We start from the raw sequence: 14,609 nt of genomic DNA, 5'->3' as shown, positions 1-14,609 counted from the left end.
TTATCCTCGAATGGCCCAGAAGGCCAGGTTCAGCCCGGGGAACTCGCCAGCCACATGGAAGGCGAAGCCACCGGACTGCATCAACAGCTTCCAGTGCTCGCTGCCACGGTCCAGTTCGTAATAGGTCGATCCGGCATGGTACGGAATCTGACGCGGAGCCACCGGCAACGGCAGCAGGCCGATACCGGGGAGTTGCAGGTTGACCAGGTCGCGAATGTGCTCCACGGAGCCGATCTTGCTCTGCTGGCTGAAACGCCCGCGCAATGTTTCGCTCGGGATGTCGGCGCGCACCACCAGAATGAAGCTGGCCGTGTCGATCAGGGTCTTGTCCGCCAGCATCGCCACGTGCACGCCGTAGGCTTTCTCGACAATAGGAATCGGCGTGGCTTTGCTGTCGATCAGCATCGACAACGCTTCACGCAGAGCATGCATGACCGGCGTGAAGCTCAAGGTCAGGTCGTCATGCTGATAGCGGGGAAACTCTTCCGGACGGCGCGTGCCGGACGAGAAGGTTGCGAACTCACCTGCCAGACTGACCAGCTCGCTGTAGAAACGCTCAGGATGCAGCGGGCTCAATTGGCTGAGATGGTTGATCAGCGGTTCGGCACGATTGACCAGTTGCAGGAGCATGAAGTCGGCAATTTCCGATGCGCCGCCCGCGCCCGACGCCACAACCCGACCCGCGAGCGCTTCGCCACGCTGACGCAACAGGCCTTGCAGCTCGCTGCGAAACGCGGTGAGCGGCCTGCTTGCTGCCACATCGAGGACCGGCGGGATGTAGCTGTCATCCAGCACCAATGCCCGATCGGCGCGCTTTTCCTTGACCCGCACCACGCCGATGCTCGCGTAATCGCTCAGGCCGTCCTGCGCGGTCAACAGGCGCAGGGCTCTGGAGCCCACGGACACCGGCGCACGGTTTTCAAAAGGGGCGTTGTCATCGCGCACTTCGCGAACCTGACTCAGGTAGCGCGCGCCACCCAGCTCTTCACCTTCATCCACGGTATCCCGCGCACCCGCCCGCTTAAGCGGCAAGGCCAGGTAAACCACACCATCACGCAGGCTTTCGTCGATGCTCAGCGGGCTGGGCGCCAGGTCATCATGGGGAATGCTGAACGGCGTGCCATCAGGCAACAGGCCTCGCGCCGACACGATGGCCAGCTTGCCCTGCGCCAGCAGGCCCTGGTCGATCAACAGCTCGGAAAAGCCCCACGCACCCGCCGACAAGGGTCGGCTGCGTGCATCGATCAGATTTTCCAGATAACGGTCGTGCTGCTGGAAGTGCTGCGTTCCAATGAACATGCCTTCCGACCAGACCACTCGATTGTTCCAGGACATGGATACTCCGTTTGCCTATTGAGCCGGGCGGGATGGGTTGGCGACGACGTCAGTGCGTACGGCCTGCACATCGAGGCTGATCTGATATTCGCGGGTCTGTCGCGCCGGTACGTCGAGCAGCGCACGCCATTGGGCGCGGTCGATTTCCCGGTAGCCGACCACAAGGCCGACATGTCGAGTGGCCGGATCGAGGTGACGCACCACGCTCTGCAGTTCGCCAGGCTGGATCAGGACTTCATCCTGATCGATCAGGTCGACACCCAGCGTGGCCGGCGCGCGATCAGCCAGCGCGAAATAGTCGGCGCGTAGAAAGGACGCGGTATTTTTCAGCTCGTAGATGCGTACCCGCACGGGCGCGGCCTGACCCGACGCACCGGGGTTCAACCCTGCAATCGCCTGAAAGTTGAGCGTGACCGTACTCTGCGTGTCAGCCGCAGGGGCGTCCTTGGGAGCGGGCACATCCTTGGCACAAGCACTCAGCAGCAATACGGTGAGAGCTGCCGATACAACGCTGCGAAACATCCTTAATCCTCAATGCTGTTATTGGCTCTATGGGTCAATCCGGCCGCTCAGGAGCGACGTACGCGTGCGCTGTGCTCCTCGTAGGCGCGACTGAATTCACGCCCGAAAAGGTCCTGAAAATCGTCTTCCGCTTCGCGGGAAATGTTGCTGTAGAGCGCTGTGAACTGTTGCCAGTACTGAGCCTGACGGGAACCGCTGAACAATCCCGACAAGCCACCTGAAGGCGCTCCCATGCGGGCCTCAAGCTCGGCCGGCTCAAAACGCTTGAGCAAATGTTTGATCGCCGCCTGCACACCGGCCATGACCGCCAGTTGGTGCGCGCGCAGGTCATCGAAACTATCGGTCACAGCCTGCTCCGGCCCCATGAAAGCCTGATTACCGTGACGCAGCAGCAACAGCAGCGCTTCATCGGCATTGGGGGCGAATTTGAGCGGGTTGTTTTCAACAGGGCCGATCATGGTCTGCTGCATGCGAAATTCGGATTTGAGGCTGCTGCGCGCGCGCAAGACGTCAATCAGGCCTTCCACCATCAATCGGTAGCTGCGTCCAATGTCGTGCATCTGCGCCTCGGCCTGAGCGGTGTCGATCTGCAACCGATCAAGACCGGCACCGCGCAGAAATGCCTTCAGCAGATCAGGCTGCCCGCAAACCGTTGGCTGAGCCTGAGTCGGTTCAACGGCAGGAGGCGTGACCGGCGCGGGCACCTGGACAGGTTCGGGCGTGACAAACACAGGCTCGGGGGTGACAGGCACCGCCGGTTCCGGCACAGGCTCAAACGCCTGTTCAGGCATGGGCACAACAGGCGGCGCAGGCGGCGCAGGCGGCTTGATGATATCGGCAAAAGGATCCCAGTCATCGGGGATCAGCCCGGCGGCCGGAGCGGGCACTGGCGCTGCCACGGGGGCGGACCGGGCCAGCGGCGCAGGCGCGCGGAAATCGTGCTGTTCAGCCGGCACATGATCAGGCTGGGTAGGCGGCGCAATACTGGGCGGCGACAGGAAGTCGAACAGATCGGGGAAGGTGTCCTGCGACGAACCGCCCTGGAACTGCGCCGTCGAGGGCGGCGGGCTGAACGTGGGTGGAGGCGACGGTACTGGCGCGTTCTGGCGGCCCATCAGCGCCTCGAAGCTGTTGGAGGCATCAACGCCTGCCGAACGGATATCAGCCACCTGCACGGCCGAGTCGATGCGCGCCTGGATCTCGTACTCGCCGATGCGAATGACTTCGCCATCCTCAAGCGGTTCGCTGTTACCACGCCGCAGACGAATGCCCGCCTTGACCAGTTCGACACCATTGGTGCTGTAATCGGTCAGATAGTAACGGCCATCTTTATATTGAACGACGCAATGTTTCTGGGAAACGAGCCGTTCCGGGTCAGGAAGTACCCAGTCATTTTCTTGACCGCGGCCAATTGCCATCATCCCCATATCCATTGATTTCTCAGGACATTGTCCGGGGGTGATCTTGTGGTAACTAGTGATCGTCAAACACAGCGACATCGTGCCTCCTTGCTTATATCGCACCCAAAAAACAACCCGAAAAGCCTACAACGAAGAACGCGAGACCTGCATCCGCGTGAAACGTTCATAAAATTTATTTTTAATTATCTACTGTCATGAAAACACACGACTTTAAACATAAACTCGTGGCTTTGACACGGGTGCGCTTAAGATACCGTTCGTCCTGCAGCGCCCGTCACAACTGCACGAAACCGATATAGCTTAACCTTGACAAGCGTTATGTACTACACCAAAAATGCTCAACGCCAGAACCACGATGATTGCATATTGATATTACGCAAGGGTATTGGCAACAATCTATAGAAAGTTGCCCATGGAAATTTCCCACAGAGCAGCATTACAGCATCTGATTTGATAAGGAGATCGGTTTTGGTGGATGTTCCGTTGTTGCTGGCCGCCGTTTCCACCCACTTGCCTTGCGGCGAGGATCTGGAATATGACCCGGACTTTCTGCAGTTGGAGCGTGACGCCAAAGGTAAACCCGAGCGCGCAATGGGCGACTCGATACAGCCGGCCGAACCGCCTCAATGGCGCACTATCGAACAGTCGAGCGTTGCGCTGTTACAGCGCAGCAAAGACCTGCGTATCACTCACTTTCTGCTGCAAAGTGCGCTCGCCCTCGACGGATTTTCAGGCGTGAGCAACGTGCTGACACTCATCAGCGAGCTGCTCAGGCAGTACTGGGCCGATATCTACCCGCAGCTTGATGCCGACGACGACAACGATCCTACCGTTCGGGTCAACGCACTCTCAGGCCTTGCCTGCGAAACCAACGTGCGGCTGCTGCGTGAAAGCCCGCTGATCCGCTCCCGCGCCTTTGGCACGATCAGCCTGCGCGCAGCGCTGAGTGCCAGTGGCCTGCAGACATTCCACGACGAAAACCTGAGCAGCGAGACCCTGTCCGCCGCCTTGCGCGACAGCGACCCCGAGCAACTGAACGCCACTCGCACCGCCTTGAGCGAAGCACGTGAAGCTGCCGACTTCATCGAGCGCTTCGTTTCCGAGCACGTGGGCTCCGCGCAGGGCGTGGACCTGTCGGCGCTCAAACAGCCGTTGAAACAGGCGTTGCAGATTCTGGGCGAACCCGCCCACACCCGTGACGATGCACAGCCTACCGACACATCACCCACCGACACGAACGACAGCCCGGCGCCTGCCTTCTCTGCGCCCGCCTCCGTTGCTGCCCAGCCGCCCGAAGGCATTGCCAATCGCGACGACGTGCTGCGCAGCCTGGATCGAATTCTGAGTTATTACGCCCGACACGAGCCTTCCAGCCCGCTGCCTGTGCTGTTGAACCGAGCGAAGAATCTGGTGCACGCCGATTTCGAAACCATCGTGCGCAACCTGATTCCAGACGGTATGTCCCAGTTCGAAAACTTGCGCGGACCCGAGGCTGACTGACTTCCAGGCGAAGTCTCAACCCGGATCACGCAATCCCGTTACCGGCAACGACCGATGACGCCAACACCGTCGCAGCAGCGACCAGGAGGAGCAACGTGGCGAAAACCAGTTCTCAGAAATTCATCGCGCGCAACCGCGCGCCTCGAGTTCAGATCGAATACGACGTGGAGCTTTACGGCGCCGAGAAGAAGGTCCAACTGCCTTTTGTCATGGGCGTGATGGCCGACCTGGCCGGCAAGCCGGCAGAGCCTCTGGCTCCGGTGGCCGATCGCAAGTTCCTGGAAATCGACGTCGACAACTTCGACTCGCGCCTCAAGGCGATGCAGCCACGCGTGGCCTTCCACGTGCCCAACGAGCTGACCGGCGAAGGCAACCTGAGCCTGGACATCACCTTCGAGAGCATGGATGACTTCAGCCCTGCCGCCGTTGCGCGCAAGGTCGACTCGCTCAACAAGCTGCTCGAAGCGCGTACCCAGCTGGCGAACCTGCTGACCTACATGGACGGCAAGACCGGCGCTGAAGAAATCATCATGAAGGCCATCAAGGATCCGGCGTTGCTCCAGGCCCTGGCGAGTGCGCCAAAGCCTCAGGACTCCGAGCCCAACGCGTAATCAGGACCACACATCATGACCGAATCGAGTCGCGAAAATCAGGTACAACAGGGCACCACTGAACAGACCAGTGAGTTCGCTTCGTTGCTGCTGCAGGAATTCAAACCCAAGACCGAGCGCGCGCGCGAAGCGGTAGAAACCGCTGTACGCACACTGGCCGAACAGGCGCTGGCGCAAACCGAGCTGGTGTCCAACGATGCGATCAAGTCGATCGAATCGATCATTGCCGCCATCGACGCCAAGCTCACCGCTCAGGTGAACCAGATCATCCACCATCAGGACTTCCAGCAAGTGGAAAGCGCCTGGCGGGGCCTGCACTATCTGGTCAACAACACCGAAAGCGACGAGCAGCTGAAAATTCGCGTGCTGAACATCTCCAAGCCGGAGCTGCACAAGACCCTGAAGAAATTCAAGGGCACGGCGTGGGATCAGAGCCCGATCTTCAAGAAGATGTACGAAGAGGAATACGGCCAGTTCGGCGGTGAACCCTATGGCTGTCTGGTGGGGGATTACTACTTCGATCAATCGCCACCCGACGTCGAGTTGCTGGGCGAGCTGTCCAAAGTCTGCGCCGCCATGCACGCGCCGTTCATCGCAGCGGCCTCGCCGACCGTGATGGGCATGGGGTCGTGGCAGGAGCTGTCCAACCCGCGTGACCTGACCAAGATCTTCACCACACCGGAGTACGCGGGCTGGCGCTCGCTGCGTGAATCGGAAGATTCGCGCTATATCGGCCTGACCATGCCGCGCTTCCTGGCACGTCTGCCTTACGGCGCCAAGACCGATCCGGTGGAAGCCTTCGCGTTCGAAGAGAACACCGACGGTGCCGACAGCGCCAAATACACCTGGGCCAACGCCGCTTACGCCATGGCGGTGAACATCAACCGTTCGTTCAAGCACTACGGCTGGTGCTCGCGGATTCGCGGTGTCGAATCGGGTGGTGAAGTCGAGAACCTGCCGGCTCACACGTTCCCGACCGACGATGGCGGCGTGGACATGAAGTGTCCGACCGAAATCGCGATCTCGGACCGTCGCGAAGCCGAGTTGGCCAAGAACGGCTTCATGCCGCTGCTGCACAAGAAGAACACTGACTTTGCAGCGTTCATCGGTGCGCAATCGCTGCAAAAGCCTGCCGAGTATGACGACCCGGATGCCACGGCGAACGCCAATCTGGCGGCCCGTCTGCCATACCTGTTCGCCACCTGCCGCTTCGCTCACTACCTCAAGTGCATCGTGCGCGACAAGATCGGCTCGTTCAAAGAGAAGGACGAAATGCAGCGCTGGCTGCAGGACTGGATTCTCAATTACGTCGATGGCGACCCGGCGCACTCCACCGAAACCACCAAGGCCCAGCATCCACTGGCAGCGGCGGAAGTGGTGGTCGAGGACGTTGAAGGCAACCCGGGTTACTACAACTCACGGTTCTACCTGCGTCCGCACTATCAGCTCGAAGGCCTGACCGTATCGCTGCGTCTGGTCTCCAAGCTGCCGTCGGCCAAGGGCGCCTGACACCGTCGGCGCGTGAGGCCGTCGCAGTCGGGCCGCCTGCTGCGACAGCACCGCGCCAATCGGTTTTACGAGTGCCCTGCACTCGATCGCGAGTACGCCGTGCGCCCATGGGGGCGCGTGGCCAATCAACAGAACAGTGGTTCACGCCACATCAGGAGAGCACATGGCTGTCGATATCTTTATCAAGATCGGTGACATCAAGGGCGAGTCCATGGACAAGACCCACAAGGATGAAGTCGATGTATTGAACTGGAGCTGGGGCATGTCCCAGACCGGCAACATGCACACCGGCACAGGCGGTGGCGCGGGCAAGGTCAATATTCAGGACCTGTCGATCACCAAGTACGTCGACAAATCCACCCCGAACCTGATGATGCACTGCTCCAGCGGCAAGCACATCGACAAGGTCAAGCTGACCGTGCGCAAAGCAGGCGGCGAAAATCAGGTCGAGTACCTGATCATCAATCTGGAAGAAGTGCTGATCACCTCCCTGAGCACCGGCGGCTCGGGCAGCGATGATCGCCTGATCGAAAACGTCACCCTGAACTTCGCCCAGGTCCTGGTCGACTACCAGCCTCAGAAAGCCGACGGCACCAAAGAAGGCGGCCCGGTCAAATACGGCTGGAACATCCGCTCCAACACCAAGCGCTGAGTCCTGGCGCTCCTGGTCTTGCCGACCAGGAGCGCTCGGTTGGTAATCTCCTGCCTAGCGGTAACTGAACCATGGCCAAGCCTTCGTTTATCAGTTTGTGGAACGAATATCTCAAGATATGGGCAACGTTCGAAGGTGGAAAACCTTGCGACGGGCCTTGGGAAAATCAGTGCGCCATACGCATGAGTTACACGCTGAACGCGGACAAGACCATCAAGGTCAACAAGTCCACCTACACCGAGCCCAAATGCAAGCATGAACATGCGCGCGGGGCTGAATCACTGGCCAACTGGCTATGGAAACATCATCTGGGGCGTCCACTCATACTCGGTGGTACGGCGCAGGACCGGCTGAAGCTGAACGACAAGACCGGCATTGTTTTTTTCAAGGACTGTTTCGCACAATCGGGCCAGTCCGCAGACGCCAGGACCGGCGACCACATCGACCTCTGGAAGTACGGACTGACGGCAGGTCGTTACGACGACCCCCGGCACATGGCCCGGCAGATCTGGTTCTGGGAGCTGGCATGACCCTGTTTTTTCGCACGCCATTGCTGTTGAGCGGCCTGCTGGCAAGCCTGTGCGCTTGCGCGCAGACACCTGCTACACCGACGCCCGCCAATGACTATCCGGTGCAGGTCAGTCTGGCCGGCAAGACCTACACGCTGGGGAATGAAGAGCAACGCTGCACCCTGCTCAAGCCGGACCACAGCGCACTGCCGCTGGACATGCCATGGCCCTGCCATTTCAGCGTGGGTAGCGACGGCAAGGCGCATGTCGAGACCTACAAAAACGTACCGATCGTGATCGTGCTGCACGTCATGCCCATCGCGCAGAACAGCCTGGAATGCCGCTCCGAATACCGCGCCCTGCGTCTCAACAACGAACAGCTTGAGCCTTCGGTCATCGCTCGAAGCGCCAGTTGTCTGCGTGGCACCGGGGACCAGAAAGACTACACAGCGCTGTTCGACTGGTGAGCGACCTGACCCTGCGTGAGCGTCTCCAGCCGTCGTTGCTGGACCGCCTGACCGACGAAGACCCGGGCAATCCGCAGGAAAGCCCGGACAAACGCGTGCTGTCGTTGAATCAGCTCAAGGCTTCGGTGTTGCGCGACCTTGCGTGGCTGCTGAACACCACGTCGCTGCTGGATGCCGACGCCACGCTGCATACGCCGGCAGGCACATCGGTGATCAACTACGGCCTGCCCGCGCTGGCGGGAAACAGTGCGTCGAGTGTCGATGTGAACCTGCTCGAAAGCCTGATTCACCGGGCCATCGTCACGTTCGAGCCGCGCATCCTGCCCCATACCCTGCACGTGAAGGCCCATGTCGGTCGAGATGAAATGAACCATAACGCCATGAGCTTCGAAATCCAGGGCGACCTGTGGGCACAACCGGTTCCGCTGCCTTTGCTGCTGCGCACCGAACTTGATCTGGAATCGGGCCATGTACGAGTGATGCCGGCCGAACAGAGGCGACGCTCATGAATCCGCGCCTGCTCGGGCTGTACAACCAGGAACTGCAGCACATTCGCGAGAGTGCTGCCGAGTTCGCCAAGGAATACCCGAAGATCGCCGGGCGCCTGACCTTGTCGGGGCTGGACTGCGCAGACCCTTACGTCGAGCGTCTGCTCGAAGGCTTCGCTTACCTGACCGCACGCGTGCAGCTCAAGCTGGACGCCGAGTACCCGACCTTCACCCACAACCTGCTGGAAATCGCTTATCCGCACTACCTGGCACCCACGCCCTCGATGACCGTGGTGCAGATGCAGACCGACCCAAACGAGGGCTCGTTGAGCGACGGCTTCACCCTGCCCCGCGACAGCGTGATGCGCGCAACTCTGGGTCGCGACTCCCAGACGCCCTGCGAATACCGCACCTCCCACGAAGTCACGCTGTGGCCGCTGCAGATCACTCAGGCCGAATACTTCGGCAACCCTTCCGCCGTACTTGGACGGCTGGCCGCCAGCGAACCCAAAGCCAAGGCCGGTCTGCGCATCACGTTGCGTACCGGCGCGGAGCTGACGTTCGACACCCTGGCGCTGAATAACCTGCCGCTCTACCTGCACGGTGCGGACGAGCAGCCGTTCCGCCTTTACGAGCAACTGCTTGGCAACGCCTGCGCCGTCTTCGCGCGCCAGCCAGGCGGCGACTGGGTGGAGCGTCTGCCTGCCGACGCGTTGCGCCCTTGTGGCTTCGATGACAGTGAAGCCGCCCTGCCCGTCGTGCCTCAGGCGTTTCAGGGCTACAGGCTGCTGCAGGAATACTTCGCCCTGCCCCAGCGGTATCTGTTCGTCGATTTCACCCACCTGACGCGCGCCGTTCAACGCTGTTCAGGCCAGGAGCTGGAACTGATCGTGCTGTTCAACAGCTTCGATCAGTCGCTCGAGAGCAGCGTCGGGGCGGAACAGTTCGTGCCGTTCTGCACGCCGGCCATCAACCTGTTCCCGCGTCGTCTGGACCGCATCCACCTGTCCGACCGCGTCCATGAACACCACGCCATCGCCGACCGCACCCGGCCGATGGATTTCGAGATTCATTCGCTCAAAAGTGTGACCGGCCACGGCACAGGCCCCGACCAGCCGTTTCTGCCGTTCTACGCCGTGCGTGACCCTTCGCGCTATGGTCGCGACAAAGCGTATTACATCCTGCGCCGCGAGCCGCGTGTGCTGTCCAGCGAACAACGACGCAACGGCACGCGTTCAACCTACGTCGGCAGCGAGACGTTCATCAGCCTGGTCGACAGTCAGCAGGCGCCCTATCGCCATGACCTGCGCCAGTTGGGTCTCAGCGCACTGTGCACCAACCGCGACCTGCCGTTGTTCATGAGCGTGGGCAGCGGCAAGACCGACTTCACGCTGGCCGACAGTGCCCCCGTCTCGGCGGTCCGCTGCCTGGCAGGCCCGAGCCGGCCACGCGCCAGTCACGCGCACGACAACAAGGCCTGGCGCTTGATCAGCCAGCTGTCGCTCAACTACCTGTCCCTCAGCGAGCAAGGTCAGGGCGCAGCCGCCCTGCGCGAGTTGCTGCGCTTGTACGGCGACGATAATGACGCGGCCTTGCAGCTGCAGATCGAAGGCCTGCGCGAGGTCAGCAGCAAACCCTGCACCCGTCGCTTGCCGATGCCCGGGCCTATCGTGTTCGGGCGCGGGCTGGAGATCACTCTGGAGTTTGACGAGAACGCCTTTCGCGGCACCGGCGTATTTTTGCTGGGTGCCGTGTTCGAGCGTTTCCTGGCACGTTACGTGTCGATCAACAGCTTTACCGAGACGGTGCTACGTACCACCGAACGCGGCGAGATCATGCGATGGAAAGCCAAACCCGGACGCCGTCCGACCCTTTGAAGACTGTGACGGCCATGCAGAGCGAGCCCTGGGAATACGACTTTTTCCAGGCGCTGCGCCGTATCGAATGCGAATCGCCGGACCTGCCCAGATTCGGCCACTCCGTGCGGCTGGCCGACGATCCGCTGCGCCTGGGCCAGCAGCCCGAAAGCGCCTTCGCGCCCTCGACACTGGCCTCAATGACCCCGGCTGGCGACGGCACACCGGCGCGGCTGGAACAGTTTTTCTTCGGCCTTGGCGGCCCTAATGGTCCCCTGCCGCTGCACATCACCGAATACGTGCGCGAGCGCCAGCGCAACAATGCCGACAGCACCAGCAAGCGTTTTCTGGACGTGTTTCATCACCGCCTGCTGAGCCTGTTCTACCGGGCCTGGGCCGAAGCCCGCCCCACCGTCAGTCATGACCGCCCGGACGATGACTACTGGTCTGCGCGGCTCGCGGCGCTGAGTGGGCGCGGCATGCCGAGCCTGCTGGAACAAGGGCTGATTCCCGACACGGCCAAACTGCATTTCAGCGGCCATCTGGCGGCGCAGACGCGTTACCCGGATGGATTGCGCGCAATTCTGTCCGAGTATTTCGGCCTGCCGGTGGAGATTGAGGAGTACGTCGGCCAATGGCTCGAACTGCCCGAGCGCAGCCGCCTGGGTGTCAGCTCGAATCAGGTGGGTGTCGATTTCTGCCTCGGCAGCCACGTCTGGGACCGTCAGCATAAATTCCGCATTCGCCTGGGCCCGCTCAAGCTGGACGACTACATGGGCATGCTGCCCGACGGTCAGCCGTTCAAGGAGCTGGTGGCCTGGGTGGCCGAGTATCTGGGGCACGAGCTGGACTGGGATCTGAACCTGATCCTTGAGCAGCCCGAAGTCCCTGCGTTTCAACTTAACGGGCGTCAACGGCTGGGGTTCAACACCTGGCTGGGCCAACCCGACCACGATGCCAAAGACTTGATCCTGGCCCGGCATTACGCCGAACAGGCCACATCAGCACACATTTCAAGGAGCGGGAAACATGGGTGAAATCAGTCGCGCAGCGCTGTTCGGCAAACTCAACAGCGTGGCCTACAAGGCTATCGAAGCCGCCACAGTCTTCTGCAAATTGCGGGGCAACCCGTATGTCGAACTGGCGCACTGGTTTCATCAGCTGTTGCAGCTTCAGGACTCGGACCTGCACCGCATCATCCGCCAGTTCAACGTCGAACCCGCGCGCCTGGCCCGCGACCTGACCGAAGCACTGGATCGCCTGCCGCGCGGCTCGACATCGATCACCGACCTGTCGTCCCACGTCGAAGAAGCTGTCGAGCGCGGCTGGGTGTACGGCAGCCTGATGTTCGGCGAAAGTCAGGTACGCACCGGTTATCTGGTGCTCGGTATTCTCAAGACCCCGAGCCTGCGCCATGCCCTGCTGGGTCTGTCTTCGGAGTTTGACAAGATCAAAGCCGAAACCCTGAGCGAGCGTTTCGATGAGTACGTCGGCGACTCGCCGGAAAACGCACTGGGCGCCAGCGATGGATTCAACGCCGGTGCCGTGCCGGGCGAAGCCAGCGGGGCCATGTCGCCCAGCGCGATGGGCAAGCAGGAAGCCCTGAAGAAATTCACCGTCGACCTCACCGAACAGGCGCGCAACGGCAAGCTCGACCCAATCGTGGGCCGTGATGAAGAGATCCGCCAGATGGTGGATATTCTGATGCGTCGCCGTCAGAACAACCCGATCCTGACAGGCGAAGCCGGTGTCGGCAAAACCGCGGTGGTCGAGGGCTTTGCCTTGCGCATTGTCGCGGGCGACGTACCGCCTGCGCTCAAGGATGTCGAGTTGCGCAGCCTGGACGTCGGCCTGTTGCAGGCAGGCGCCAGCATGAAAGGCGAATTCGAACAGCGTCTGCGCCAGGTCATCGAGGACGTGCAGGCGTCGCCCAAGCCGATCATCCTGTTCATCGATGAAGCCCACACGCTGGTCGGTGCTGGCGGTGCGGCAGGCACGGGCGATGCCGCCAACCTGCTCAAACCTGCGCTTGCACGCGGCACCCTGCGCACCGTCGCGGCGACCACATGGGCCGAGTACAAGAAACATATCGAGAAAGATCCGGCACTGACCCGACGCTTCCAAGTGGTGCAGGTCGCCGAACCGTCGGAAGACAAGGCGCTGCTGATGATGCGCGGCGTGGCCTCGACCATGGAACAGCACCATCAGGTGCAGATTCTCGACGAGGCGCTGGAAGCCTCGGTAAAACTGTCGCATCGCTACATCCCGGCGCGTCAGTTGCCGGATAAATCCGTCAGCCTGCTGGACACCGCCTGCGCACGCGTTGCTGTCAGCCTGCACGCCGTTCCGGCTGAAGTGGATGACAGCCGTCGACGCATCGAAGCACTGGAAACCGAGCTGCAGATCATCGCGCGCGAGCATGCCATCGGTATCGTCACCGGGACTCGTCAGGCCCACAGCGAGACGCTGCTCGATGCCGAGCGCATCCGTCTGGCCGAGCTGGAAACCCGTTGGGCGGACGAAAAGGCACTGGTCGATGAACTGCTCGCCCTGCGCGCACAATTGCGTGACAGCGTAGGCGTTGTCGACAGCGACGCCGGGAACGAGCAAGGCCAGGCGCTGCGCGAGCAACTGATTGACCTGCAACGCCGTCTCAGCGACCTGCAAGGTGAAAACCCGCTGATTCTGCCGACCGTCGATTATCAGGCGGTCGCCTCGGTGGTCGCCGACTGGACCGGTATTCCGGTGGGCCGCATGGCGCGCAACGAGCTGGAAACGGTGCTCAACCTCGACAAGCACCTGAAGAAACGCATCATCGGTCAGGACCACGCCCTGCAGATGATTGCCAAACGTATCCAGACCTCGCGCGCCGGACTGGACAACCCGAGCAAGCCGATTGGCGTCTTCATGCTGGCGGGCACCTCAGGCGTGGGCAAGACCGAAACCGCGCTGGCCCTGGCCGAAGCCATGTACGGCGGTGAACAGAACGTCATCACCATCAACATGAGTGAGTTCCAGGAAGCGCACACCGTCTCGACACTCAAGGGCGCGCCGCCGGGCTACGTGGGTTATGGCGAAGGCGGTGTGCTGACCGAAGCCGTGCGTCGCAAGCCCTACAGCGTGGTGCTGCTGGATGAAGTCGAGAAAGCGCACCCGGACGTTCATGAAATCTTCTTCCAGGTCTTCGACAAAGGTGTGATGGAGGACGGCGAAGGCCGCGTGATCGACTTCAAGAACACGCTGATCCTGCTGACCACCAACGCAGGCACCGAACTGATTTCGCACCTGTGCAAGGACGCGCTGAACGTCCCGGACCCGGAAGCCATCGCCAAGGCGTTGCGCCAGCCATTGCTGGAAATCTTCCCTCCAGCGCTGCTCGGGCGACTGGTGACAATCCCTTACTACCCGCTCAGCGACACCATGCTCAAGGCGATCACCGTGCTGCAACTGAACCGCATCAAAAAGCGTGTCGAGAGCACCCACAAAGTCGCGTTCGATTACGACGATGCCGTCGTGGACCTGATCGTGTCGCGCTGCACTGAAACCGAAAGTGGCGGGCGCATGATCGACACCATCCTGACCAACACCCTGCTGCCGGACATGAGCCGCGAATTCCTGACGCGCATGCTGGAGGGCAAGGCGCTGGCAGGTGTGCGCATCACCCAGCGCGATAACGAATTGCACTACGCATTCAGCGATGCAGCGGCCTGAACCACAGGCCGTGCACCTGACGAACGCT

General features: G+C 61.3%; 13 protein-coding genes. 10 read left to right on the top strand and 3 right to left on the bottom strand.

Translation table 11 applies throughout. From position 1 onward, the window contains the following. Genes tssK through tagH form a run of 3 tightly spaced genes read right to left on the bottom strand, consistent with a single transcriptional unit; the run spans position 1 to position 3,356 of the window. Complete coding sequence (gene tssK, locus H8S56_RS21555) at positions 1 to 1,335, bottom strand: type VI secretion system baseplate subunit TssK (protein ID WP_187519720.1); 1,335 nt, start codon at positions 1,333 to 1,335, stop codon at positions 1 to 3. Positions 1,336 to 1,350: 15 nt separating this feature from the next. Continuing rightward, the gene (gene tssJ / locus H8S56_RS21550) at positions 1,351 to 1,857 is read right to left on the bottom strand and encodes a type VI secretion system lipoprotein TssJ (protein ID WP_187519719.1); all 507 of its coding nucleotides are present in this window, start codon (positions 1,855 to 1,857) and stop codon (positions 1,351 to 1,353) included. Between the two features lie 47 nt (positions 1,858 to 1,904). Further along, complete coding sequence (gene tagH / locus H8S56_RS21545) at positions 1,905 to 3,356, bottom strand: type VI secretion system-associated FHA domain protein TagH (protein ID WP_187519718.1); 1,452 nt, start codon at positions 3,354 to 3,356, stop codon at positions 1,905 to 1,907. A 393-nt stretch (positions 3,357 to 3,749) separates the two neighbouring features. Between tagH and tssA the strand changes: the two genes are divergently transcribed. The 10 genes from tssA to tssH all read left to right on the top strand — a co-directional run bounded on the left by tssA (position 3,750) and on the right by tssH (position 14,581). After that, the gene (tssA, locus tag H8S56_RS21540; protein ID WP_187519717.1) at positions 3,750 to 4,778 is read left to right on the top strand and encodes a type VI secretion system protein TssA; all 1,029 of its coding nucleotides are present in this window, start codon (positions 3,750 to 3,752) and stop codon (positions 4,776 to 4,778) included. Positions 4,779 to 4,873: 95 nt separating this feature from the next. Further along, positions 4,874 to 5,389: a type VI secretion system contractile sheath small subunit gene (gene tssB / locus H8S56_RS21535; RefSeq protein WP_024687054.1), complete on the top strand. Its 516-nt coding sequence runs from the start codon at positions 4,874 to 4,876 to the stop codon at positions 5,387 to 5,389. A 15-nt stretch (positions 5,390 to 5,404) separates the two neighbouring features. After that, complete coding sequence (tssC, locus tag H8S56_RS21530) at positions 5,405 to 6,898, top strand: type VI secretion system contractile sheath large subunit (RefSeq protein ID WP_187519716.1); 1,494 nt, start codon at positions 5,405 to 5,407, stop codon at positions 6,896 to 6,898. Between the two features lie 163 nt (positions 6,899 to 7,061). Further along, positions 7,062 to 7,550 carry an Hcp family type VI secretion system effector gene (locus H8S56_RS21525; protein WP_024687052.1) on the top strand — a complete coding sequence of 163 codons (489 nt, stop codon included), beginning with the start codon at positions 7,062 to 7,064 and terminating at the stop codon, positions 7,548 to 7,550. Positions 7,551 to 7,621: 71 nt separating this feature from the next. Then, positions 7,622 to 8,080: a type VI secretion system amidase effector protein Tae4 gene (locus H8S56_RS21520; protein WP_024687051.1), complete on the top strand. Its 459-nt coding sequence runs from the start codon at positions 7,622 to 7,624 to the stop codon at positions 8,078 to 8,080. Continuing rightward, positions 8,077 to 8,526 (top strand): hypothetical protein, encoded by a 450-nt coding sequence (locus H8S56_RS21515; RefSeq protein WP_024695769.1) that lies wholly within the window; start codon positions 8,077 to 8,079, stop codon positions 8,524 to 8,526. The genes H8S56_RS21520 and H8S56_RS21515 overlap by 4 nt, the downstream gene beginning before the upstream one ends. Beyond that, entirely contained in the window at positions 8,523 to 9,035 is a 513-nt protein-coding gene (gene tssE / locus H8S56_RS21510) for a type VI secretion system baseplate subunit TssE (RefSeq protein WP_408003839.1), read from the top strand. The genes H8S56_RS21515 and tssE overlap by 4 nt, the downstream gene beginning before the upstream one ends. Further along, entirely contained in the window at positions 9,032 to 10,891 is a 1,860-nt protein-coding gene (gene tssF / locus H8S56_RS21505; protein ID WP_187519715.1) for a type VI secretion system baseplate subunit TssF, read from the top strand. Before tssE ends, tssF begins: the two co-directional genes overlap by 4 nt. Then, positions 10,855 to 11,907 (top strand): type VI secretion system baseplate subunit TssG, encoded by a 1,053-nt coding sequence (gene tssG, locus H8S56_RS21500; RefSeq protein WP_024687047.1) that lies wholly within the window; start codon positions 10,855 to 10,857, stop codon positions 11,905 to 11,907. Before tssF ends, tssG begins: the two co-directional genes overlap by 37 nt. Next, positions 11,900 to 14,581 carry a type VI secretion system ATPase TssH gene (gene tssH, locus H8S56_RS21495; protein ID WP_024687046.1) on the top strand — a complete coding sequence of 894 codons (2,682 nt, stop codon included), beginning with the start codon at positions 11,900 to 11,902 and terminating at the stop codon, positions 14,579 to 14,581. Before tssG ends, tssH begins: the two co-directional genes overlap by 8 nt. The last annotated feature ends 28 nt before the right edge of the window (positions 14,582 to 14,609 follow it).

This window comes from Pseudomonas triticifolii (assembly GCF_014358015.1).
In the GTDB taxonomy this organism is placed as follows: Bacteria; Pseudomonadota; Gammaproteobacteria; order Pseudomonadales; family Pseudomonadaceae; genus Aquipseudomonas; species Aquipseudomonas triticifolii.
The sequence above is the reverse complement of the archived record's forward strand: the minus strand, read 5'-3'. Positions and strand labels throughout refer to the sequence as shown.

What these genes read in the sequence shown, in the direction of transcription:
- tssG (WP_024687047.1), top strand. Translation starts at nt 10,855, where the DNA reads ATGGAAAGCCAAACCCGGACGCCGTCCGACCCTTTGAAGACTGTGACG.
- tssJ (WP_187519719.1), bottom strand. Translation starts at nt 1,857, where the DNA reads ATGTTTCGCAGCGTTGTATCGGCAGCTCTCACCGTATTGCTGCTGAGT.
- tssF (WP_187519715.1), top strand. Translation starts at nt 9,032, where the DNA reads ATGAATCCGCGCCTGCTCGGGCTGTACAACCAGGAACTGCAGCACATT.
- H8S56_RS21515 (WP_024695769.1), top strand. Translation starts at nt 8,077, where the DNA reads ATGACCCTGTTTTTTCGCACGCCATTGCTGTTGAGCGGCCTGCTGGCA.
- tssH (WP_024687046.1), top strand. Translation starts at nt 11,900, where the DNA reads ATGGGTGAAATCAGTCGCGCAGCGCTGTTCGGCAAACTCAACAGCGTG.
- tagH (WP_187519718.1), bottom strand. Translation starts at nt 3,356, where the DNA reads ATGTCGCTGTGTTTGACGATCACTAGTTACCACAAGATCACCCCCGGA.
- H8S56_RS21520 (WP_024687051.1), top strand. Translation starts at nt 7,622, where the DNA reads ATGGCCAAGCCTTCGTTTATCAGTTTGTGGAACGAATATCTCAAGATA.
- H8S56_RS21525 (WP_024687052.1), top strand. Translation starts at nt 7,062, where the DNA reads ATGGCTGTCGATATCTTTATCAAGATCGGTGACATCAAGGGCGAGTCC.
- tssC (WP_187519716.1), top strand. Translation starts at nt 5,405, where the DNA reads ATGACCGAATCGAGTCGCGAAAATCAGGTACAACAGGGCACCACTGAA.
- tssK (WP_187519720.1), bottom strand. Translation starts at nt 1,335, where the DNA reads ATGTCCTGGAACAATCGAGTGGTCTGGTCGGAAGGCATGTTCATTGGA.